This is a genomic window from Kribbella sp. NPDC058245 (assembly GCF_042882005.1).
Lineage (GTDB): Bacteria > Actinomycetota > Actinomycetes > Propionibacteriales > Kribbellaceae > Kribbella.
Map to the genome: position 1 here is coordinate 572897 of NZ_JBHVWY010000005.1, position 18870 is coordinate 591766.

Annotated in this window: 24 protein-coding genes; 16 read left to right on the forward strand and 8 right to left on the reverse strand. The window is 67.7% G+C overall.

Features of this window, described 5'->3' with window-relative positions; genetic code table 11:
- Window positions 1-5 precede the first annotated feature (5 nt).
- Genes pcaH through ACFVWG_RS14915 form a run of 6 tightly spaced genes read left to right on the forward strand, consistent with a single transcriptional unit; the run spans window position 6 to window position 4758 of the window.
- On the forward strand, window positions 6-758 hold the full coding sequence (gene pcaH / locus ACFVWG_RS14890; protein WP_391543794.1) for a protocatechuate 3,4-dioxygenase subunit beta: 753 nt from the start codon (window positions 6-8) through the stop codon (window positions 756-758).
- The gene (pcaG, locus tag ACFVWG_RS14895; protein WP_391543795.1) at window positions 751-1287 is read left to right on the forward strand and encodes a protocatechuate 3,4-dioxygenase subunit alpha; all 537 of its coding nucleotides are present in this window, start codon (window positions 751-753) and stop codon (window positions 1285-1287) included. Before pcaH ends, pcaG begins: the two co-directional genes overlap by 8 nt.
- Window positions 1284-2450, forward strand: coding sequence for a lyase family protein (locus ACFVWG_RS14900; protein ID WP_391543796.1), 1167 nt, complete (start codon window positions 1284-1286; stop codon window positions 2448-2450). Before pcaG ends, ACFVWG_RS14900 begins: the two co-directional genes overlap by 4 nt.
- Entirely contained in the window at window positions 2443-3207 is a 765-nt protein-coding gene (locus tag ACFVWG_RS14905) for an alpha/beta fold hydrolase (RefSeq protein WP_391543797.1), read from the forward strand. Before ACFVWG_RS14900 ends, ACFVWG_RS14905 begins: the two co-directional genes overlap by 8 nt.
- Window positions 3204-3572, forward strand: a complete 369-nt coding sequence (pcaC, locus tag ACFVWG_RS14910; protein WP_391543798.1) for a 4-carboxymuconolactone decarboxylase — start codon at window positions 3204-3206, stop codon at window positions 3570-3572. The genes ACFVWG_RS14905 and pcaC overlap by 4 nt, the downstream gene beginning before the upstream one ends.
- Complete coding sequence (locus tag ACFVWG_RS14915) at window positions 3565-4758, forward strand: 4-hydroxybenzoate 3-monooxygenase (protein WP_391543799.1); 1194 nt, start codon at window positions 3565-3567, stop codon at window positions 4756-4758. The genes pcaC and ACFVWG_RS14915 overlap by 8 nt, the downstream gene beginning before the upstream one ends.
- Before the next feature lie 479 nt (window positions 4759-5237).
- Here ACFVWG_RS14915 and ACFVWG_RS14920 read toward each other — a convergent pair whose 3' ends face one another.
- The 3 genes from ACFVWG_RS14920 to ACFVWG_RS14930 are packed head-to-tail and all read right to left on the reverse strand — an operon-like array spanning window position 5238 to window position 7497.
- On the reverse strand, window positions 5238-5630 hold the full coding sequence (locus tag ACFVWG_RS14920) for an MAPEG family protein (RefSeq protein ID WP_391543800.1): 393 nt from the start codon (window positions 5628-5630) through the stop codon (window positions 5238-5240).
- Window positions 5627-6577, reverse strand: a complete 951-nt coding sequence (locus ACFVWG_RS14925; RefSeq protein ID WP_391543801.1) for a hypothetical protein — start codon at window positions 6575-6577, stop codon at window positions 5627-5629. Before ACFVWG_RS14925 ends, ACFVWG_RS14920 begins: the two co-directional genes overlap by 4 nt.
- Entirely contained in the window at window positions 6574-7497 is a 924-nt protein-coding gene (locus tag ACFVWG_RS14930; RefSeq protein ID WP_391543802.1) for a glutamate-cysteine ligase family protein, read from the reverse strand. The genes ACFVWG_RS14925 and ACFVWG_RS14930 overlap by 4 nt, the downstream gene beginning before the upstream one ends.
- Before the next feature lie 56 nt (window positions 7498-7553).
- Between ACFVWG_RS14930 and ACFVWG_RS14935 the strand changes: the two genes are divergently transcribed.
- Window positions 7554-8015, forward strand: coding sequence for a MarR family winged helix-turn-helix transcriptional regulator (locus ACFVWG_RS14935; RefSeq protein WP_391543803.1), 462 nt, complete (start codon window positions 7554-7556; stop codon window positions 8013-8015).
- 57 nt (window positions 8016-8072) lie between these two features.
- Here the strand turns inward: ACFVWG_RS14935 and ACFVWG_RS14940 are convergent, their stop codons facing one another.
- Entirely contained in the window at window positions 8073-8450 is a 378-nt protein-coding gene (locus tag ACFVWG_RS14940) for an MmpS family transport accessory protein (protein ID WP_391543804.1), read from the reverse strand.
- 162 nt (window positions 8451-8612) lie between these two features.
- Between ACFVWG_RS14940 and ACFVWG_RS14945 the strand changes: the two genes are divergently transcribed.
- The 3 genes from ACFVWG_RS14945 (at window position 8613) to ACFVWG_RS14955 (ending at window position 10020) form a co-directional block, all read left to right on the forward strand.
- A complete protein-coding gene (locus ACFVWG_RS14945; RefSeq protein ID WP_391543805.1) occupies window positions 8613-8930 on the forward strand; it encodes an ArsR/SmtB family transcription factor in 318 nt (105 codons plus the stop codon).
- Window positions 8923-9339 (forward strand): SRPBCC domain-containing protein, encoded by a 417-nt coding sequence (locus tag ACFVWG_RS14950; RefSeq protein ID WP_391543806.1) that lies wholly within the window; start codon window positions 8923-8925, stop codon window positions 9337-9339. Before ACFVWG_RS14945 ends, ACFVWG_RS14950 begins: the two co-directional genes overlap by 8 nt.
- Window positions 9340-9411: 72 nt before the next feature.
- Complete coding sequence (locus tag ACFVWG_RS14955; RefSeq protein WP_391543807.1) at window positions 9412-10020, forward strand: hypothetical protein; 609 nt, start codon at window positions 9412-9414, stop codon at window positions 10018-10020.
- On the opposite strand, the gene ACFVWG_RS14960 is transcribed toward ACFVWG_RS14955, so the two are convergent.
- Genes ACFVWG_RS14960 through ACFVWG_RS14970 form a run of 3 tightly spaced genes read right to left on the reverse strand, consistent with a single transcriptional unit; the run spans window position 9977 to window position 12019 of the window.
- The gene (locus ACFVWG_RS14960) at window positions 9977-10456 is read right to left on the reverse strand and encodes a hypothetical protein (protein ID WP_391543808.1); all 480 of its coding nucleotides are present in this window, start codon (window positions 10454-10456) and stop codon (window positions 9977-9979) included. The genes ACFVWG_RS14955 and ACFVWG_RS14960 overlap by 44 nt on opposite strands.
- A 56-nt stretch (window positions 10457-10512) precedes the next feature.
- Window positions 10513-11439 (reverse strand): aldo/keto reductase family oxidoreductase, encoded by a 927-nt coding sequence (locus tag ACFVWG_RS14965; RefSeq protein WP_391543809.1) that lies wholly within the window; start codon window positions 11437-11439, stop codon window positions 10513-10515.
- Window positions 11440-11449: 10 nt separating this feature from the next.
- A complete protein-coding gene (locus ACFVWG_RS14970) occupies window positions 11450-12019 on the reverse strand; it encodes an ArsR/SmtB family transcription factor (protein ID WP_391543810.1) in 570 nt (189 codons plus the stop codon).
- 57 nt (window positions 12020-12076) lie between these two features.
- Between ACFVWG_RS14970 and ACFVWG_RS14975 the strand changes: the two genes are divergently transcribed.
- Window positions 12077-12661: a dienelactone hydrolase family protein gene (locus tag ACFVWG_RS14975; RefSeq protein ID WP_391543811.1), complete on the forward strand. Its 585-nt coding sequence runs from the start codon at window positions 12077-12079 to the stop codon at window positions 12659-12661.
- Between the two features lie 120 nt (window positions 12662-12781).
- On the opposite strand, the gene ACFVWG_RS14980 is transcribed toward ACFVWG_RS14975, so the two are convergent.
- Window positions 12782-14221: an MFS transporter gene (locus ACFVWG_RS14980; RefSeq protein WP_391543812.1), complete on the reverse strand. Its 1440-nt coding sequence runs from the start codon at window positions 14219-14221 to the stop codon at window positions 12782-12784.
- A 121-nt stretch (window positions 14222-14342) separates the two neighbouring features.
- On the opposite strand from ACFVWG_RS14980, the gene ACFVWG_RS14985 reads away from it, so the two are divergent.
- The 5 genes from ACFVWG_RS14985 to ACFVWG_RS15005 are packed head-to-tail and all read left to right on the forward strand — an operon-like array spanning window position 14343 to window position 18803.
- Entirely contained in the window at window positions 14343-15557 is a 1215-nt protein-coding gene (locus ACFVWG_RS14985) for a cytochrome P450 (RefSeq protein WP_391543813.1), read from the forward strand.
- Window positions 15558-15562: 5 nt separating this feature from the next.
- On the forward strand, window positions 15563-16204 hold the full coding sequence (locus tag ACFVWG_RS14990) for a TetR/AcrR family transcriptional regulator (protein ID WP_391543814.1): 642 nt from the start codon (window positions 15563-15565) through the stop codon (window positions 16202-16204).
- Window positions 16201-17352 (forward strand): NAD(P)/FAD-dependent oxidoreductase, encoded by a 1152-nt coding sequence (locus ACFVWG_RS14995; RefSeq protein ID WP_391543815.1) that lies wholly within the window; start codon window positions 16201-16203, stop codon window positions 17350-17352. Before ACFVWG_RS14990 ends, ACFVWG_RS14995 begins: the two co-directional genes overlap by 4 nt.
- Before the next feature lie 25 nt (window positions 17353-17377).
- Window positions 17378-18589, forward strand: coding sequence for a cytochrome P450 (locus tag ACFVWG_RS15000; protein ID WP_391543816.1), 1212 nt, complete (start codon window positions 17378-17380; stop codon window positions 18587-18589).
- A 19-nt stretch (window positions 18590-18608) separates the two neighbouring features.
- Window positions 18609-18803 (forward strand): ferredoxin, encoded by a 195-nt coding sequence (locus tag ACFVWG_RS15005; protein WP_391543817.1) that lies wholly within the window; start codon window positions 18609-18611, stop codon window positions 18801-18803.
- The last annotated feature ends 67 nt before the right edge of the window (window positions 18804-18870 follow it).

Consider the following 18870-nt stretch of genomic DNA (forward strand, 5'->3'; position numbering starts at 1 on the left):
AACGGGTGAACGAGCCTGCTGCGTCCCTGCCGACCCAGGCGCAGATCTCCGCCGAGATCGCCGCCGCCCCGTCCGGTCGATCCGATCCGGTGCTCGGCTTCGCGCCGTACCGGAGTTCGTTGCTGCGGTTCCCGACCAAGGACCTGCGGCAAGCGGACCCAGAAGGCGCCGAGCTGCTCGCGCCCGTCTTCGGCGAGCACGACATCGACCCGCTCGAGGCCGACCTGACCATCCAGGCCGGCGGCGAGCCGATCGGCGAGCGGATGCTGCTCACCGGGCGCGTGCTCGACGGCGACGGGCGTCCGGTCCGGCACCAGTTGGTCGAGATCTGGCAGGCGAACGCGTCCGGCCGGTACATCCACCAGCGCGACCAGCACCCGGCTCCGATCGACCCGAACTTCACCGGCGTCGGCCGCTGCCTGACCGATGCCGACGGCAACTATTCGTTCACCACCATCAAGCCCGGCCCGTACCCGTGGCGGAACCATCGCAACGCCTGGCGGCCGGCCCACATCCACTTCTCGTTGTTCGGCACCGACTTCACCCAGCGCCTCGTCACCCAGATGTACTTCCCGGGCGATCCGCTCTTCGGGCTCGACCCGATCTACCAATCGATCACCGACCCCGCCGCGCGCGAACGCCTGGTCGCGACGTACGAACACGACTTGTCCCAGCACGAATGGCTGCTGGGCTACCGGTGGGACATCGTCCTGACGGGATCGCACGCCACCCCGCTGGAGGACGAGAACCATGCCTGACCGCACCCCCGGCCAGACCGTCGGTCCGTTCTTCCACTACGCCCTCCCGTACGACGGCGATCGCGAGCTGATGCCGTTGGGAACGGGCATCCGCTTGCACGGCATCGTGTACGACGGCGCCGGGCAACCCGTTCCAGACGCGCTGATCGAGATCCGCCAGGCAGACGCCGCCGGTGTGGTCCCGGCCGTTTCTGGATCGTTGATACGTAACGGCGTTTTCACCGGCTGGGGTCGCTGCAGCACCGACCTGGGCGGCGAGTACTGGTTCTCCACCGTCGAGCCCGGCCCGGTCGACGGCGGTACGCCGTTCTTCGCGGTGACCGTGTTCGCCCGCGGTCTGCTCGACCGGCTGTTCACCCGGATCTACCTGCCCGACCCCTCCGGCGAAGACCGGCTCCTGGCCAGCCTTGATCCCGAGGAGCAGGCCCGCATGATTGCGACCCGCGAGCCGGACGGTTCATTGCGCCTCGACCTGCATCTCCAAGGTGACAACCAATCGGTCTTCCTGACCTACCCGGGGCACGAGTGAGCGAACTGCTGGAACCAGGCCGTCACCGCGCCGTCGGGCTCGGTGACGACGGGCTCTGGCGCGCGATGCTCGAGGTCGAGCGCGCCTGGCTCGCCGCCTTGGTTGCTCACGGCAAGGCCACCGATCTCCACCTGCGCACCCTCAGTGCGGCGATCGCCACTGACCTCCCTCGCCCAGCCCCGGAGACCATCGAGAACGCGGGAAGCCCGGTTGTCGAGTTCGTCCGGATCCTCCGTTCGGCAGTCGACGAAGGCACCGCCCAACACGTCCACCGCGGGCTCACCAGCCAGGATGTCCTCGACACTGCGTTGATGTTGCTGGCCAAGGATGCGCTCGGCCGGGCCGACACCTATCTCACCCTGACAGCTGCTTCGCTGGCCGAGCTCGCCCGAAATCACCGGGAGACGGTGATGGCCGGGCGGACGCTCACGCAATACGCCGTACCCGTGACTTTCGGGCTGAAGGCGGCGCAGTGGCTGGTCGGCGTACTGGATGCGCGCGACGCGATCCGTGGTGCTCAGCTTCCTGTGCAGGTCGGGGGAGCAGCCGGGACCAGGTCGCTCCTGGGTGAGCTGACCGACTCACCGGATGCCGTTGTCGACGCGTTCGCGACGGAGCTTGGGCTGCTCAACGCTCTGCCGTGGCACACCCGTCGTACACCCATCACGCGGGTGGCCGACGTACTGGCTGAAGCTTGTGCGGCAGCTGGCGTCATCGCGGGGAACGTCTTGTTTCTGGGGCGTCCGGAGGTCGGAGAGGTTCGGGAAGGGCGGTCCGCCGGGAAGGGAACGTCGTCCACGATGCCGCAGAAGGCGAACCCAGTGCTCAGCGTGTTGATCCGCAGTGCTGCGTTGCAGGTGCCCCCGCTGGTCGGCCACCTGCACAGCTGCAGCGCGTTGGCGACCGATGAGCGGCCGGATGGGGCCTGGCATGCGGAATGGCCTTCTTTTACTAGGGTTCTGACGCTCACCGTCACCGCGCTGTCCCAGACAGCGGATCTGGTCGGGGGACTGGAGATCGACGCGGCGGCGATGACTGCACGGGCGCAGCAGGCGGCCGCTGAGCTCCTCGCCGAGCGTGGCGGAGGGGGCGAACCTGCGGACTACCTCGGGTCGGCGACCTCCTTCGTCGATCAGGTGCTGGCGAGGTGGGACCGTGGTTGAGCTGACCTGCACCGATTTCGGCGGATCCGGCGACCTGCTGATCGTCGGCCCGTCGTTGGGGACCTCGGTCGAAGCCCTGTGGAGCGCGTGTGTCTCGGGGCTGACGAAGTCCTTCCGCGTCGTCGGCTGGGACCTTCCCGGACACGGTCGCAGTGCACCGGCGACCGGGTTCGATCTCGCGGACCTCGCCGACAGCGTCCGCAAGGTCGGGGCTGAGCTCACTACTGGCAACGCCCGGTACGCCGGGGTATCCGTGGCCGGCGCGGTCGGATTCGCACTCGCTGTCGACCCTGGGCCGTTCACCGCGATCGCGACCCTGGCGGCCGCGGGGAAGATCGGCGAGCCGGGTCCTTGGTATGAGCGCGCCGATCTGGTCCGGGCGGCGTCGACGTCCGCGGTGATCGCGGGTTCGGTCGAGCGCTGGTTCGGTCCCGGGTTCACCGATCGCGATCCGCGGACCGCCGGGCGATTGCTCGACAGCCTCACCGATGCGGATGCCCGGTCGTATGCCGCGACTTGTGAGGCGCTCGCCCGGTTCGACGTACGGGATCGGCTGGGTGCCGCGACGGTGCCGGTCCTGGTGACGGCCGGTCGCCACGATCGCGTCGTACCGCCCGAGCTGGCTCGGGAGTCGGCAGAACGGTTGCCCGCGGCAACGTCCTACGTGTTCGAAGGTAGTGCGCACCTGCCGCCGGCCGAGGAGCCGGCCGCGGTGGCCTACGTCCTGACCGAGTACTTCCAGCGAGGTGGGCGATGAGCGATCCGACGTACGACGCCGGGATGCAGGTGCGCCGCGAGGTGCTGGGCGACGAGCACGTCGACCGCGCCGAGTCGCAGAAGACCGAGCTGACCAAGGACTTTCAGGAGCTGATCACGAAGTATGCCTGGGGTTCCATCTGGACGCGGCCCGGGCTGGACCGCCGGATGCGGAGCGCGATCACCATCACCGCGCTGATCGCGCACGGGCACTGGACCGAGCTGCCGATGCATCTGCGGGCCGCGCGCCGGAACGGGCTGAGCGTCGAGGAGATCACTGAGGTGCTGTTGCAGTCGGCCGTGTACTGCGGGGTGCCCGCCGCCAACCACGCCTTCGCGATCGCGCAGGAGGTGCTGAATGACTGAACTGACGCGCACGCAGGTCGGGATCGTGGGCGGTGGGCCGGCGGGGCTGATGCTCTCGCACCTGCTCGCGTTAGCTGGGATCGATTCGGTCGTGGTTGATCGTCGTACCCGCTTGGAGATCGAGAACACGGTCCGCGCCGGGATTCTCGAGGACGACAGTGTCCGGCTGCTCGTCGAGACCGGGGTATCCGATCGGGTCCATCGCGAAGGGATCGCGCACGACGGCATCGTGCTCCGGTACGGCGGCGCGAGTCACCGGATCGACTTCAAGGGACTGGTCGGGGCGGCGTCGTGGTTGTATCCGCAGACCGATGTGTTCATCGATCTCGCGAACGCCCGGGCCCGGGACGGCGGTGATGTGCGGTTCGGCGTTGCGGACACTCGCGTTGTCGATGTCACCTCGGATCGGCCCGGGATTCTGTTCACCGCCGACGGGGTCGAGCACGAGGTTCGATGTGAGTATCTCGTCGGGGCGGACGGGTCGCATTCGATGTGCCGGCTGGAGGTTCCGGAGACGCTGCGGCAGCACTATGTGCGCGAGTATCCCTTTGCCTGGTTCGGGATTCTGGCCGAAGCGCCGAAGAGCGCGCCGGAGCTGATCTACACGCACTCGCCGCGCGGGTTCGCGCTGATCAGTCAGCGCACGGACAGCTTGCAGCGGATGTACTTCCAGTGCGATCCCGAAGAAGACGCCGACTCCTGGTCCGACGACCGGATCTGGTCCGAACTCCAGGCCCGCGTGGCCGGCCCCGACGGTCTGACCCTGCACGAGGGTGCGATCACCAGCAAGACGGTCCTCCGCTTCCGCAGTTTCGTCGCCGAACCCATGCGGTACGGACGCCTCCTGCTCGCCGGCGACGCCGCCCACACCGTCCCACCCACCGGAGCCAAAGGCCTCAACCTCGCCCTGGCCGACGTCCGGATCCTCGCCGAACTCCTCGCTCGAACCTTCGACGGCGACGACGATGCCCTGGACGAATACGGCCCCCGCGCCCTGGCCCGCGTCTGGAAAGCCCAGCACTTCTCCTACTGGATGACCAGCATGCTCCACACCATCCCCGGCGCCAACGCCTTCGACCTCCGCCGCCAACTAGGCGAACTCGACGCCGTCACCACCTCCACCGCCGGCTCCACCTACCTAGCCGCGTCCTACACCGGCTGGCCCACCCACCCCTCCACCATCTGATGGGTCAACCCACGCGGTGGTGAGCGGGCGTCGTACCGGATGAGCTCCACCATCTGATGGGTTAACCCACGCGGTGGTGAGCGGGCGTCGTACCGGATGAGCTGGACCATCTGATGGGTTAACCCATCCCGTTGTGGGTTCTGCACCCGCATGAGAGTGCAGAACCCACAACCTCATGGGTGAACCCACCACATGGCGCCCCAAGAGGTGCTCCCCAGTCCGCTCCGCGACGCCCCACCCGGCCCCCGCTAACGTCCGAACGATCGGAGGGCCCCTCTCCGGTCCTTCGGACGTTAACGACCCTCCTGCCGTAACGTCCGAAAGGTCGGAGGCGGGCTCTCCGGTCCTTCGGACGTTAGCCACCCTCCTGCCGTAACGTCCGAAAGGTCGGAGGCGGGCTCTCCGGTCCTTCGGACGTTAACGACCCTCCTGCCGTAACGTCCGAAAGATCGGAGGCGGGCTCTCCGGGGCTTCGGACGTTAGAGGGTTGCGATGGCGGTGATGCTGATGGCTAGGCCTACTGCGTAGGTGCCTAGGGCGCCTATGTCGCGGAGGGGACCGTGGCTGGCAAGGGTCTTCGACGTGAGCATGCCGATGGCGTGGGTGGTTCGGACTACCAGGGCGGCGACGGCCAGGGCGTCTACGAGCCAGCTGTCGGACAGCATCGAGCAGACCAGCAGCAGGACGAGCATCGTGGGGATGTACTCGGCAGCGTTGCCATGAGCCCGTACGGCGATCAGTAGCGGATCTGCAGGGTCTGATGGGGCCTGGTTGCCGCCGCCGCGCAGGGCTCGTTGGCGGGTGACGTTGGCACCGAGCAGGAACAGTAGGACGCCGAGCAGGCCCATGCAGACGATCGTGATGGTGGTCATGCGAAGACTCCTGTGGTGAGGTGCTGGACGATGGACTGGCTGAGGGTGGTACCGAGGAGGGCGTCGGTTTTGTGCATGCCGCCGGGGCAGGTGACGTTGACCTCGATCAGGCGGCCGCCGATCACGTCGGCGCCGGCGATGGTCAGGCCGTGCTGGACGAGGATCGGCCGGAGCGCAGCGGCGATCGCCTCGTCAGCGGCGTCGATCGGCGCGATGGCGACCGGCGGACCGATCCGGAAGTCGCTGGCATCCGGCCGGCGCAGGACCGCGCCGACGATCTCCCCGTCGAGCAGGAACAGTCGTTTGTTGCCGTGCGCAACAGCAGGCAGATACTCCTGAGCGATCACCTGCCGCCGCCCACCACGAGTCGCGGATTCCAGCAACGACACCGCGGAGTGATCGTCGTGCACCAGCCAAACATCCAGACCGGCGAATCCGTCGACCGGCTTGACGATCGCGGTACCGACGCGAGCGACGAAGGCGCGCAGCGCGGCGACGGACGTTCCGACATAGGTGGACGGGCACAGCGAAGGGAACCGTAGTGCGATCAGCTTCTCGTGGACCGCGCGGATCCCGTCCGGCCGGTTGATCACCCGAGTGCCCGCCAGATCCAGCAGGTACGTCGTGTGCAGGTACCGATCGTCGACCGGCGGATCGATGCGTAGATGCGCCACCATGAAGTCGGCGACGTCGACCAGGCCGACCTCCAGTTCGTCGTACCAGGTGGGGTCGACGATCCACCGGTGATCGTGCCCAGGCCGGCGTGGGCGCAGACGGATCCGGTGCGCGCGGACCTGCAGGCGGCCGTCGATGACGGCGAGCTCTTCCGGCTGGCAGCACCAGACGTCATGGCCGAGGTCCTGTGAGGCGGCCATCAGGCCGATGGTCGCGTCGATGTCGGCCTGCAGCCCGACGAGCGGGTCGGTGATGAAGAGGATGCCGTTCATGCGACCAGCTCCAGGTCGAGTTCGCCGGCTGCGGCGGCCCGCCATTGGGAGGCGAGCTCGCCCCGACCCGGTTCGAGCGCCCGCAACACGCTGCGGCGGTGAGCGTCGTCGTACATCAGGCTTGTCAGGGCGTTGATGACGCGGCCGATGGCGAAGGGTTCCTGCGCGTCGAGGAAGCGGACTTCCAGGTACGTCGATCGCGGCCGCACCGGCGGGAACATCGTGGTGAGGTGCTCACCCGGGCCGCCGGTCGTGAAGACCGCAGCACCCGCGGCGAAGGCGGTGTAGGCGGCGACCGGGTCGTCGCCCACGAGCAGCCGATCGTCGAAGCCGGTGCGCGCCGGGTCGGCATCCAGCCAGGTGCTGAGCCGGCCGTGCGAGCCCGAGCTCCGGGCGAACCGAGCGGCGAGATACGGCCCGGCGAGGTTGAGGACTCGCCACTGTTCGAGCCCGGCCCGCCCCGGCCACCAGTCGAGGCAGACCTGCGTGGATGCGGTACGGCGCATCATCCGGCGACCGGCAGGGCCGATCGAGTCGAAGTGACGGTGCATCGCGACGTACCGCGGGCTGGTGAGCTGCAGCGGGACCTCGTGCTCCGGCCGTGGGTCGACCGGGAGCGCGTAGATGGTGAGGTGGGCCGCGGTGAGGTGAGTGGTGAGGTCGTCGACCATCGTGCGGACCTGGCCGACCGGGTCGAGGGTGCACGGCAGGCTCAGCTCGAGCTGCCCACCCGGCTCGAATCCCAGGTACGGCGCCGCGATCGCGCCGGCCGCGGCACGTCGTACCCGATCGATCGGTACGGCGGCGCCCGTGGTGGCGTCGGCGACCAGGAACTCCTGCTCGACGGCGACCCGGACACTCCGGCGCCGGCCGCGCGCAAACAGCTCCGCCACCAGCGGGTGCAGATCCTTCGGATTCATGGTCGCTCCTGATACTGTAAGGATTCCTGTCGAAATAATGGAAGGAATCCTTACGAGTGTCAAGCCCTGAACTGCCCCGACCCGACCGCAAGCCGTTCATCGCCCTGGTCGACCGTGCGAACCGGGCGCTCCAGGTGGACATGGTGCGCGAGATGAGCCGGCGTGGCTTCCCGAAGGCGAAACAGGCGCACAACGCGGTCTTCGCCACCCTGCGGTGGGAGGGCTCGCGCTCGGCGGACATGGCGACCCGGGCCGGGATGACCCGGCAGTCGATGGGTGAGCTGGTCCGCGAGATGGTTGCCCTGGGCATCCTTGAGATGCGCCCGGATCCGCAGGACGGCCGGGCCAAGCTGGTCACCTACAGCGAGCTCGGTCAGAAGGTGGTGGCCGACGGGTTTCTGCGCCTCCGGGAACTGGAGGACCGCTTCGCCGAAGAGTTCGGTCCGGAGGAATATGCCGTCGCTCGCGACGTGCTCGCCCGCGTGGCCGACGTACTGGATCGCTGGGCCGACGAGTGAAGATTCGACTGCCGGCAACGCGTCCGCTGCCGACAGCCCCCTCGGATGGTGCGGGTTTCAGCTCTTGCTGTAGTCGCAGGCCGCGATCGCTGCCTCGCCCTTGGCGGTGGCGGTCTTGACCTGCTTGCCGTCGACCTCGATCACGCAGGTCAGCGTGCCCTTCTGGCCGATGCTGTTCTGCGCCGACACCTGGTAGACGGGGAAGTCCGTCTTGATCTTCAGGGTCTTCGTCCACGGTACGGCGGAGCCGGTCGACTGCTCGGTGGTCGTCGAGCCGTCTGTCGTGTAGGTCAGATCGGCCTTCTTCGACGTACCGCTGATCTTGTAGACGACCGTGTGTTCGGTGCCGCCCGTCGCGGCCGCGCTGCAGCCGGTGATGCCGACGGCAACAATTCCGGCGGTCGCCACGATCAGGTGCTTGGTGGTGAGCTTCATGCTGGTTCCTTCGGGTCAGGGGACCTTGTCGAAACCTCGGACGGGCCCTTGCAGGCAACGGATCCCGCCGATCCTCGGAGTTACCACTCCGTTGTGCAGTGGTCTAAACCAACGTGTCGGGAATAGTTGACATGTCGGAAATCTCCGACGTATTGTCGAGGCATGACGGATGCGTTCGCAGCGCTCGCCCACCCGGTACGGCGGCGGCTGCTCGAGTTGCTGGTGAATGGACCACGGACCGCTGGGGATCTGGCGGCGCAGTTCGAGTTGAGTCGGCCGGCAGTGGCGGAGCACCTCAAGATCCTGCGCGATGCGGAGTTGGTGCGGGACCGGGCCGAGGGGCGCGAGCGGCACTACTCCCTGGATGGGGCGCCGCTGGCGGAGGTCAATGAGTGGCTGCATCCGTTCGAGCAGTACTGGCGGCCGCGACTGCGGGCGTTGGCTGAGATTGCCGAAGAATTGGAGAGTTCGGATGAGTGAGACGGCCATCGTGGTGGATCAATTCGTGGCGGCGGCGCCGGAGCGGGTGTGGCGGGTGCTGACCGAGCCGGAGCTGCTGGGCCAGTGGTGGGCCCCGGGCGATGTCGCGCCGGTTGTCGGCCATCAGTTTCACCTGCAGATGCCGAAGTGGGGCGAGGTCGCCTGCGAGGTCACGCACGTCGACGCGCCGACCCGCTTCACCTACACCTTCAACGGAGACTGGACGCTGGATTGGCGGCTCAGCCCGGAAGGCCAGGGGACTCGGCTGTTCCTCGAGCATTCAGGCTTCGACCTCGACAAACCCCAGCACCGCAATGCGTTCGAGCGCATGGGTCCGGGCTGGCGGGACGACGTACTGCCGAGGCTGGCCAAGGTTGCGACCGAGCTCACACCGGAGAAGCTGGCCTGAAGCTGTCGGCAACGACCGCCTGACCCTTCGGGCTGGGACAATTCGGGCATCGACTAGAGCTGGGGGTGCTCGATGCGAACTTATCGCGTCATAGCCGGTGTTACTGGGGTTGTCGGAGTGCTCGGGGCGGTGGGAAGTCAGGTCGCGACGGTGAGTGCGGACCGGACGTTCGCGACGACCTCGACTGTTGCGCAGAGCCTGATCTCGATCGGGGTGCCGTTCATCGGTGCGGTCGCGGGAGCTCGGCGGGAGAAGTCGTTGTACAAGCTGGCCTTCGGGTACGCCGTGGGGCTGGCGGCGGTCGGGCTGATCGCGTCGATTCTTGTTGCCCTGCTGGTGCCGTCGACCTCGAACGACCTGTGGCAGCATGCGCCGATGATCGTCATCGGCTCCTTCGTGACGCAGCTTGTCGCGCAGTCGCTCGGTACCGGGTTAGGGTTGCTGATCGGGCGTGGGGTGATCGCGTCGATCCTCACGATCGTGCCGCCGCTGGCCGTGTACGCCGTACTGGCCGCGATTGGACCCGGGGTACGGCGACTGACGCCGTACGGGTCGGCTCAGTTGTGGTGGAAGGGCACGTTCAGTGGTTCGGACGTGTTGCCGTTCCTCGTGATGGTGGCGATCTGGGGCGTCGCGCTCAACGTCCTGGGACTTTACGTCGCGCGTTCGCGACAAGCCTGAGGACGATCCCGGTCACGAACGCCGCAGCGCCCAGGATGCCGACGGTTCCGAAGGCCCAGGTGGTTGCGGTGTTCGTGGCGTCGTGGTGGCGCAGGCCGATTTCGGTGCCGAGTTCACTGAGCTTGAACCCGTCCACGGCGTCGACGGTGCCGTCGGCCGCCATGGTCGCTGCGAGCTGCAGGATCTCCTGACGTTCGGCGTTGGTATAGCCGCCTTCCGGCGTACCGGAGCAGGGAAGCTCCTTGCCGCTCGTGCGATCCACGAACAGCACCGTCGGTTTGCACGCCGGCAGTCGGCCGGACGCACCGGGTTCGGCGACCATGATCTGATAGCTCAGCTTGGTCGCCGAGTCGGTCACCATCGCACCGACCAATCCGATCACCGCTGCCAGGGCTCCGCCGATCAGTAGCCGCTTGGCGGTACGTCGTACATCCATTCGCTGAGGGTCTCACCCGCACCGGGAAGCTGGCGAGGTGTGGCAGCAACCGGTCGTCAGGGCAGCGTGTTGCCGGCGGAGGTGTAAAGGCGGTACCACTCTTCGCGGGTGAGTCGGATCGCGGCGCCGGCGGCGGCGTCCTGGACTCGGCTCGGTGTCGTGGTGCCGATGACGATCTGCAGGTTGGCGGGGTGCCGAGCCAGCCAGGCGATGGCGATCGCGTCCGGTGACGTGTTGTGTGCGCTCGCGAGTTCGTCGAGGGCGTCGTTCAGCGCCGGGTAGTTCTCCCGGTCGCCGATGAACACGCCACCGTTCTTGGGTGACTGCACGGAGCCCCAGGTCTGGATGGTCATGTCGTGCAGCCGGCTGTAGTCGAGGATGCCGAGATCGCGATCGGCCGACTGCTCAAGGCCCATGATGTTCGCGGCCAGGCCCTGCGCGACCAGCGCGGCGTTCGTGATGCTGAACTGGAGCTGGTTGGCGACCAGTGGCTGCTGCACCGACTTACGCAGCAGCTCGATCTGACCAGGCGTGTGGTTCGAGACGCCGAACGCGCGCACCTTGCCCGCGCTGTGCAGTTCGTCGAACGCGGCCGCGACCTCGTCCGGCTCGACCAACGCGTCCGGACGGTGGATCAGCAGTACGTCGAGGTACTCGGTCCGCAACGCGGTCAGCGACTGCTCGACACTCGACAGGATGTGCTCGCGGGACGAGTCGAAGAAGCCGGACCGGATCCCGACCTTCGACTGCAGCAGGATCTGGTCCCGCTCGGACTCCGGTACCGGCTGCGCCTCGCCGTACCGCTGCTCGCAGCCGTGCGGCCCGCCGTAGATGTCGGCATGGTCGAACATCGTCACGCCGGCCTCGCGCGCGGTCCCGACGAGCGTGCGGATCTCCTCGTCGGTCTTGTCCTTGATCCGCATCAGTCCGAGCACGACCTGCGACGCAGCGGTTCCGGAAGCACCCAAGTCAATTGTCGTCACAAACTTGACCCTAGTCCTCATCCGGCGTCGGCGGCAGCGTCGGGTAGTCGACGATCGGGTAGAGACCGACGGTGAACCCGTACGTCGTGTCGCCGGCGCGCGGGAGTTTGTCGAACTCGAGGATGAGGTCGTGGACGCCGGCCCAGAACTCGGCGGCGCGTTCCTCGGGAATCCGGGCGTGCCGGATGAACGAGCGGAGCCGGCCCTCGTCGTACGCGGATCTGGACTCCTCGGCGGCGACCTCGAAGTCGTTGAAGTCCTCCGGTAGGCCCTGTCGGCCGAGCCCGACGTAGAACGCCCGCGCGGCGCGGCCGTAGAAGCGCTCCTCGATCGCGCGCACCTTGCGGGTCCGGACGACGCGCAAGATGCCGGCTTCGGTGAGCACCTTCACGTGGTGGGCAACCGTGCTCTTCGGACGTTTGACCGCGGTGGCCAGCTCGGTGACGGTCGCGGCCCGCTCGTGCAGGAGGCCGAGGATCGTCGTCCGGAGGGGGTCGGCGATCGCGCGCACCTGCTCCGCGGTGGTCAGCTCGATGGTCTCCGCGAGCTCGTAGTCCGGCACTTGACTGTTGCCTGTCACGATCGAACATACTAGCATCGTCGATTGTTCGAGATATTTGGATCATTGGAGCGGATCATGACCGAGGTTGTCCTGTACCACCACGCGCAGGGGCTCACCGACGGGGTGAAGGCCTTCGCCGAGGAACTCCGCCAGGCCGGGCACACCGTCCACCTGCCCGACCTCTACGACGGGAACACGTTCGACAACCTCGACGACGGCATGGCGTACGGCAAGAGCGTCGGCTTCGGCAACCTGCTCGAGGCGGGCGTCGCCTACGCCCAGGACCTGCCCGAAAACGTCGTGTACGCAGGCTTCTCGATGGGTGTCATGCCCGCGCAACAGCTCACCCAGACCCGCGCCGGCGCGCGCGGCGGGCTCTTCTTCCACTCCTGCATCCCGGTGTCGGAGTTCAGCGAGACCTGGCCGGCCGGCGTACCGGTGCAGATCCATGGCATGGACGAGGACCCCTGGTTCACCGAGGAAGACGGTGACCTCGCCTCCGCCCAAGCCCTCGTCAAGGCGAACCCGAACGACGCCGAGCTCTTCCTCTACCCCGGCAAGGCCCACCTCTTCGCCGACTCCTCCCTGTCGGACTACGACAAGGAGGCGGCCAACCTCCTCACCACCCGAACCCTCACCTTCCTCGCCAACCGCCCCTAGCCCCACCCCCATTTGCCTGGCTAGCCACTGTGCTTGGGGGTTCTGCACCGTGGTTAAGGGTGGAGAACCCCCGATTTGCCTGCCTAGCCAGGCAAATCGGGGGAGGAGGAGGGGGCGGGGTTAGGCGGGTGCTTGTGCGGGGGTTCGTGGTTCGGGGGCGTTCGCGGTGGGGCGGGTGGGGATGCAGGCGGCGATGGCTAGGGCTACCAGGGCGGCGGCGGCGCCGATGATGAGGACGGTGCGGAAGCCGTTCTGGGACGGCAGGGTGTAGCCGCCCAGGTTGATGGTGAGCTGGGCGAGGATGACGCCGGCCACCGCGCTGGAGACCGAGGTGCCGATCGAGCGCATCAGGGTGTTGAAGCTGTTGGCGGCGGCGGTCTCCGAGACCGGTACGGCGGACATGATGAGCGCGGGCATCGCGCCGTACGCGAGGCCGATACCGGCGCCGATCAGGAGCGAGACCAGGACGATCTGCCAGACCTCGCTCATCAGGATGCTGCCGACGCCGTAGCCGGCGGCGACCACGACGGCGCCGAGCATCAGCGTGACCTTGGGTCCGCGGGCGGCGGAGATCTTCGCGGACAGCGGTGCGGTGACGAGCATGACCAGGCCGGACGGTCCCATCACCAGACCGGACGCGAGCATCGACTGGCCGAGCCCGAAACCGGTTGCCTTCGGCATCTGTAGCAGCTGCGGTACGACGAGCGACATCGCGAACATCGCGAACCCGAACACCATCGACGCCAGGTTCGTCAGCAGTACCTGCGGTCGCGCGGTGGTCCGGAGGTCGACCAAAGGCTCGCTGGTACGGCGTTCCCACCAGCCCCACACGAGGATCGCGACGACCGCCAGTGCGAACAGGCTCAGCGTCGGAGCACTCGCCCAGCCCCAGTCGCCGCCCTGAGAGATTGCCAGCAGCAACGAAACCAGGCCGATCGACAGACCGGCACCACCCAGTACGTCGAAGCGGCCGCCGGAGCGGACTGCGGATTCGGGGACGAACCGCAGTACCAGCCCGAAGATGACCACGCCGAGTCCGGCCGACACCCAGAACAGTGCGTGCCAGCTGACGTTCTCGGCCAGCAACGCGGCAGCGGGCAGGCCGAGAGCGCCGCCGACTCCGAGCGACGCGCTCATCTGGGCGGTCGCCGTACCGAGGCGGTCGGATGGCAGTTCGTCGCGCATGATGCTGATGCCCAGCGGGATCACGCCGGCCGCGAAGCCCTGGAGGGCGCGGCCGACGACGAGCGGGATCAGCGAGCTGCTGAGCGCGGCGACGATCGAGCCGGCGACCAGGATGCCGACGCTGATCAGCAGCATCCGGCGCTTGCCGTACATGTCGCCGAGCCGGCCCATGATCGGGGTCGCGACCGCGGCCGCGAGGAGGGTGGCGGTGATGGCCCAGGCGGTCGAACCGGCCGACGCATGCAGGAGCCGGGGCAGTTCGGGGATGACCGGGATGACCAGGGTCTGCATCAGCGCGACCGTGATACCGGCCGACGCGAGTACCGGGACGACGGCTCCAGCACGCACGGGCGGAGCCGCGGGGACAGCGGACATCGGGATGCCTCCGAGGGGACGATAAATAGTTGGTTTCTGCAACCAAAGGCTAAGTCAGGCAGTTGACTTAAACAAGATCGCGAGGCAAGGTGGAAGGAGATCAACGCGGAGGTGATGTCTCGTGACCGAACGTGACCTAATCGACTATCCGATGCCCCCGGTGGCCGCTGTCGAGCCACCCGCCGAGTGGGAAGAGCTCCGCCAGCAGTGCCCGGTGGCGCACGTCCGGCTGCCGAGTGGTGACCAGGCCGCGCTCCTCACCCGGTACGACGACGTTCGCCAGGTGCTCGCGGATCCGCGCTTCGGCCGGACCACGCAGGCCGAGGGGGCCGCGCGGATCTCCGCGGAGGGGTCGAGTGGCGTGTTCGATCGCAAGGAGCCGTCGCCGATCCCGCAGTCCGGTGACGGGCACCAGCGCTGGCGCCGGATGCTCACCAAGTGGTTCACCACGAAGCGGATGGCCGCCCTGCGGCCGCGGATCGAGGCGATGGCCGATCAGCTCGTCGACGACATGATCGCGAGCGGTCAGCCGGCCGATCTCAAGGCCGCCTTCGGGTACCCGCTGCCGGTCTGGGTGATCTGCGATCTGCTCGGCGTCCCCAACGACGATCGCGAGCACTTCTCGCACTGGTCCGACACTTTCCTCAGTCTCAGTCGCTACAAGCCGGCTGAGATCGATGCCGCGCAGGCGGAGTTCACCGCCTACATGACCGAGCTCGTCGAGGCCAAGCGCAAGCAGCCGGGCACCGACCTGCTGAGCGATCTGATCACCGGCGCGGACGCGGCGGGGGAGAAGCTCGGCGCGGAGGCACTCGTTGCCACCGGCAAGGGACTGCTGATCGCCGGACACGAGACCACCACCAACATGATCGGCAAGATGATGGCGATGCTGCTCGCCGACCGGACCCGGTGGGAGCAGCTGGTCGCCGATCCGACACTCGTGCGGACGGCCGTCGAGGAGATCCTCCGGTACGACGCCAATCCCGGCTTCGGCCTGACCCGGTACCTGGACGAGGACGTCGAGGTGCCCAGCGGCGGTGTCCTGCCGGCCGGGACGACCGCGATCTGCAACATGGCCGCGGCGAACCGGGACGAAAGCGTCTTCACCGATGCGGCCGAGCTCGACCTGACCCGGAGTCCGAACCTGCACATCACGTTCGGAGCCGGACCGCATTCGTGCGTCGGACAGTCGTTGGCCCGGACCGAACTCCAGGTTGTGCTCGAGGTGCTCCTGCGGCGGCTGCCCACGCTCGCCCTCGCCGTACCGGTCGGAGAACTGCCGCCGGTCGAGGGTCTGCTCGTCGGTGGACTGCGGGAAGTCCCGGTGGTCTGGTGATGATGATGGCCAAGACCGTCCGGACCGACAAGGCGTCGGCGACCCGTGAGCTGATCCTGGACACGGCGGAGCGGATGTTCGCCGAGCGCGGGATCCACGAGGTCTCCAACCGGCAGATCAGCGAAGCGGCCGGGCAGGGCAACAACACCGCGGTCGGGTACCACTTCGGCACCAAGACCGATCTGATCCGGGCCATCCTGCGCCGGCACTCGACAGCGGTCGAGGAGCGTCGCGCGGAGATGGTCGCGGCGGCGCAGGGGAGTCGCGAGCTGCGGGACTGGGTCGAGTGCCTGGTCCGCCCGTCGACCGACTACCTGGCGTCGAGGGGCGTGCCGACCTGGATGGCGCGGTTCAACGCCCAGCTGATGACGGATCCGGCGTTGCGTGAAGAGGTGTACGACGAGCTTCTGATTCCGCCGTCGATGCTGGAAATCATCGACGCGCTCAACGAGTGCATCGGGGCGCAGTCGATGCCGGTGCGGATGGAGCGAGGCGCGATGGCGCGGATCGTGATCGTCCAGATGCTTGCGGACTACGAGCGCGACCTGGCCGATGGGCGAGCGACCGCACGCACCAGTTGGCACGACGTCGCGACCGGTCTGATCGATGGCATCGTCGGAATCTGGACCGCGCCGGTGACGCTATGACTGTTTTGATTGTGGGCGCGTCCGCGGCCGGCTTGTCGACGCTGGAAGCCCTGCGTAGGCGGGGATATCAGGAGCCGATCACGGTGCTCGGCGCCGAGACGCACCTGCCGTATGACCGGCCGCCGCTGTCCAAGCAGTACCTGGTCGGCGACTGGGACGAGGTCCGGACCCGGCTGCGCCCGGAGGAGATGCTCGCGAAACTCGGCGCCGACTTCGTCCTCGGCGACCCGGCGCGTGCCCTGGATGTGGACCGGCGCGTGGTGAGCACCGAGTCCGGTCGCGAGCTGTCGGCCGACTCGATCGTCATTGCCACCGGCCTCCGCGCCCGCATGCTGCCAGGACAGGAGGCTCTCGCCGGCGTCCACGTACTCCGCACGCTAGGCGACGCCGACGCACTCCGCCAAGACCTGGTGGGTTCTCCCCGAGTGGTTGTTGTCGGGGATGGGGTGCTTGGGGCCGAGATCGCTGCTACTGCTCGCAAACTGGGCTGCGCGGTCACCATGGCGGGACCGCAGTCGGCTCCGCTCGAGAGTCAGTTCGGGACGATCGTCTCCGGGCTGCTGGCTGAGCTGCACACCGCCGAGGGCGTCGACCTTCGATTGGGTACGGCGGTCAGTGGCTTGACGTCGGCGAGTGGCCGGGTGACCGGCGTACAGCTGGCGAACGGCGACCATCTGCCGGCCGATGTCGTGGTCGTCGCGCTCGGAGCGACTCCGGCTACGGAGTGGCTCGCGGACAGCGGTCTCACCCTCGACAACGGTGTGGTGTGCGACGCGCAGTGCCGGGCGGCCGACGGGATCTACGCCGCCGGTGATGTCGCGCGTTGGCGCCATGACGAGCTGGATACCCTGCTCCGCTTGGAGAATCGGACCAACGCAACCGAGCAGGCCGCTTGTGTCGCCGCGAACATCCTCGGCGAAAACCGTTGCTACACGCCGATTCCGTACTTCTGGACCGATCAGTTCGCGACCAAGATCCAGGTCCACGGCATCCCGAGCGCCAACGCCGAGGTCGTTGTCGCCGAGGGCGCACTCGACGAGCGCCGGTTCGTCACCCATTACCGCCGCGACGGCCGCACAGTCGCCGTACTCGGCTGGAACATGCCCAAACAAACCCGTCTGCACCGGGCACACCTGGTTCAGGCGTGAACCCTCGCTGGGGAAGGGGAACGTGATGACAGCAACTCATCAAGCTCCGGAGTATCCGATGGAGCGTGCCGCCGGCTGCCCGTTCGATCCGCCGCCGAAGCTGCGCGAGCTGCAGGAGGAGGCGCCGCTGACGAAGGTGGACGTCTTCGGCCAGATCGCCTGGATGGTCACCCGGTACGACGATCAGCGCCGGCTGATCGGTGACCCGCGGATCAGCTCGGACATCTACAAGCCGGGTTTTCCGGCCGGTAACCGGATCCTGCCGCGCCAGGACGACGACACCGGCATCGGCTTCATCCTGATGGACGATCCCGATCACGCACGGATGCGCCGGATGGTGACCGCGCCGTTCATGATCAAGCGGGTCGAGGCGATGCGCCCGCAGGTGCAGCAGATCGTCGACGACCTGATCGACGAGCTGCTGGCCGGGCCGAAGCCGGTCGATCTGGTGCAGGCGTTCGCGTTGCCGATCCCGTCGCTGGTGATCTGCCAGCTGCTCGGTGTTCCGTACGAGGACCACGACTTCTTCCAAAAGAACAGCAGCATCCTGCTCCGGACCAGCGCCTCGATCGAGGAGCGGACCAAGGCGCGCGGCAACATCGGCGGCTACCTGAACGAGCTGATGGGCGAGAAGATCGCCAACCCGAAGGACGATCTCCTGTCCGGGCTGGCCGAGCGGGTCACTGCTGGTGAACTGAGCCGCAAGGACGCGGCCGGGATCGGCGTCCTGCTGCTGATCGCCGGTCACGAGACCACCGCCAACATGATTGCCCTCGGCACCCTTGCGCTGCTCGAGCACCCGGACCAGCTCGCCAAGCTGCGCGACACCGACGACCCGAAGCTGATCTCCAGCGCGGTCGAGGAACTGCTGCGCTACCTGACCATCACCCACCAGGGCCGCCGCCGCGCGATCCTGGAGGACATCGAGTTCGACGGGCAGATCCTCAAGGCCGGCGAAGGGGTGGTCTTCCCCAACGACATCGCCAACCGGGACCCGGAGATGTTCCCGGACCCGGACACCCTCGACGTCACCCGGGACGCGCGCCGGCACATCGCCTTCGGCTTCGGCGTACATCAGTGCCTTGGGCAACCATTGGCGCGGATGGAACTGCAGGTCGTCTACGGCACCCTCTACCGCCGGATCCCGACGCTGCGCCGCGCCATCGAGCTGGACGACGTCCCGTTCAAGCACGACGGCGGCGTGTACGGCGTCTACTCGCTCCCGGTCACCTGGTAATCAGAAAGCAGGCACTCTCATGAAGGTCATCGTCGATCAGGACAAGTGCGTCGCCTCCGGCCAATGCGTCACGGCCGCGATGGACGTCTTCGACCAGCGTGACGAGGACGGCATCGTCGTCCTCCTCACCGAAAACCCGTCCGAATCCCTCGCCGCCGATGTACACCAGGCCGCGGCCGTCTGCCCGGCCCTCGCCATCGTCGTAGAGGACTGACCCGAACCGGGGGCGACCGCCCCGCGCCCCCGCCGCGGCAGTAGCGGGGGCCTTGAACAGGTCGTGG

Excerpts from the sequence above, each read along its gene's own strand:
- ACFVWG_RS14915 (WP_391543799.1), top strand. The coding sequence starts at position 3,565 with ATGACTGAACTGACGCGCACGCAGGTCGGGATCGTGGGCGGTGGGCCG.
- ACFVWG_RS14955 (WP_391543807.1), top strand. The coding sequence starts at position 9,412 with ATGCGAACTTATCGCGTCATAGCCGGTGTTACTGGGGTTGTCGGAGTG.
- ACFVWG_RS14925 (WP_391543801.1), bottom strand. The coding sequence starts at position 6,577 with ATGAACGGCATCCTCTTCATCACCGACCCGCTCGTCGGGCTGCAGGCC.
- ACFVWG_RS14990 (WP_391543814.1), top strand. The coding sequence starts at position 15,563 with ATGGCCAAGACCGTCCGGACCGACAAGGCGTCGGCGACCCGTGAGCTG.
- ACFVWG_RS14930 (WP_391543802.1), bottom strand. The coding sequence starts at position 7,497 with ATGAATCCGAAGGATCTGCACCCGCTGGTGGCGGAGCTGTTTGCGCGC.
- ACFVWG_RS14950 (WP_391543806.1), top strand. The coding sequence starts at position 8,923 with ATGAGTGAGACGGCCATCGTGGTGGATCAATTCGTGGCGGCGGCGCCG.
- ACFVWG_RS14960 (WP_391543808.1), bottom strand. The coding sequence starts at position 10,456 with ATGGATGTACGACGTACCGCCAAGCGGCTACTGATCGGCGGAGCCCTG.
- ACFVWG_RS14940 (WP_391543804.1), bottom strand. The coding sequence starts at position 8,450 with ATGAAGCTCACCACCAAGCACCTGATCGTGGCGACCGCCGGAATTGTT.
- ACFVWG_RS14945 (WP_391543805.1), top strand. The coding sequence starts at position 8,613 with ATGACGGATGCGTTCGCAGCGCTCGCCCACCCGGTACGGCGGCGGCTG.
- ACFVWG_RS15000 (WP_391543816.1), top strand. The coding sequence starts at position 17,378 with ATGACAGCAACTCATCAAGCTCCGGAGTATCCGATGGAGCGTGCCGCC.
- ACFVWG_RS14980 (WP_391543812.1), bottom strand. The coding sequence starts at position 14,221 with ATGTCCGCTGTCCCCGCGGCTCCGCCCGTGCGTGCTGGAGCCGTCGTC.
- ACFVWG_RS14920 (WP_391543800.1), bottom strand. The coding sequence starts at position 5,630 with ATGACCACCATCACGATCGTCTGCATGGGCCTGCTCGGCGTCCTACTG.
- pcaC (WP_391543798.1), top strand. The coding sequence starts at position 3,204 with ATGAGCGATCCGACGTACGACGCCGGGATGCAGGTGCGCCGCGAGGTG.
- ACFVWG_RS14995 (WP_391543815.1), top strand. The coding sequence starts at position 16,201 with ATGACTGTTTTGATTGTGGGCGCGTCCGCGGCCGGCTTGTCGACGCTG.
- ACFVWG_RS14975 (WP_391543811.1), top strand. The coding sequence starts at position 12,077 with ATGACCGAGGTTGTCCTGTACCACCACGCGCAGGGGCTCACCGACGGG.
- ACFVWG_RS15005 (WP_391543817.1), top strand. The coding sequence starts at position 18,609 with ATGAAGGTCATCGTCGATCAGGACAAGTGCGTCGCCTCCGGCCAATGC.
- pcaG (WP_391543795.1), top strand. The coding sequence starts at position 751 with ATGCCTGACCGCACCCCCGGCCAGACCGTCGGTCCGTTCTTCCACTAC.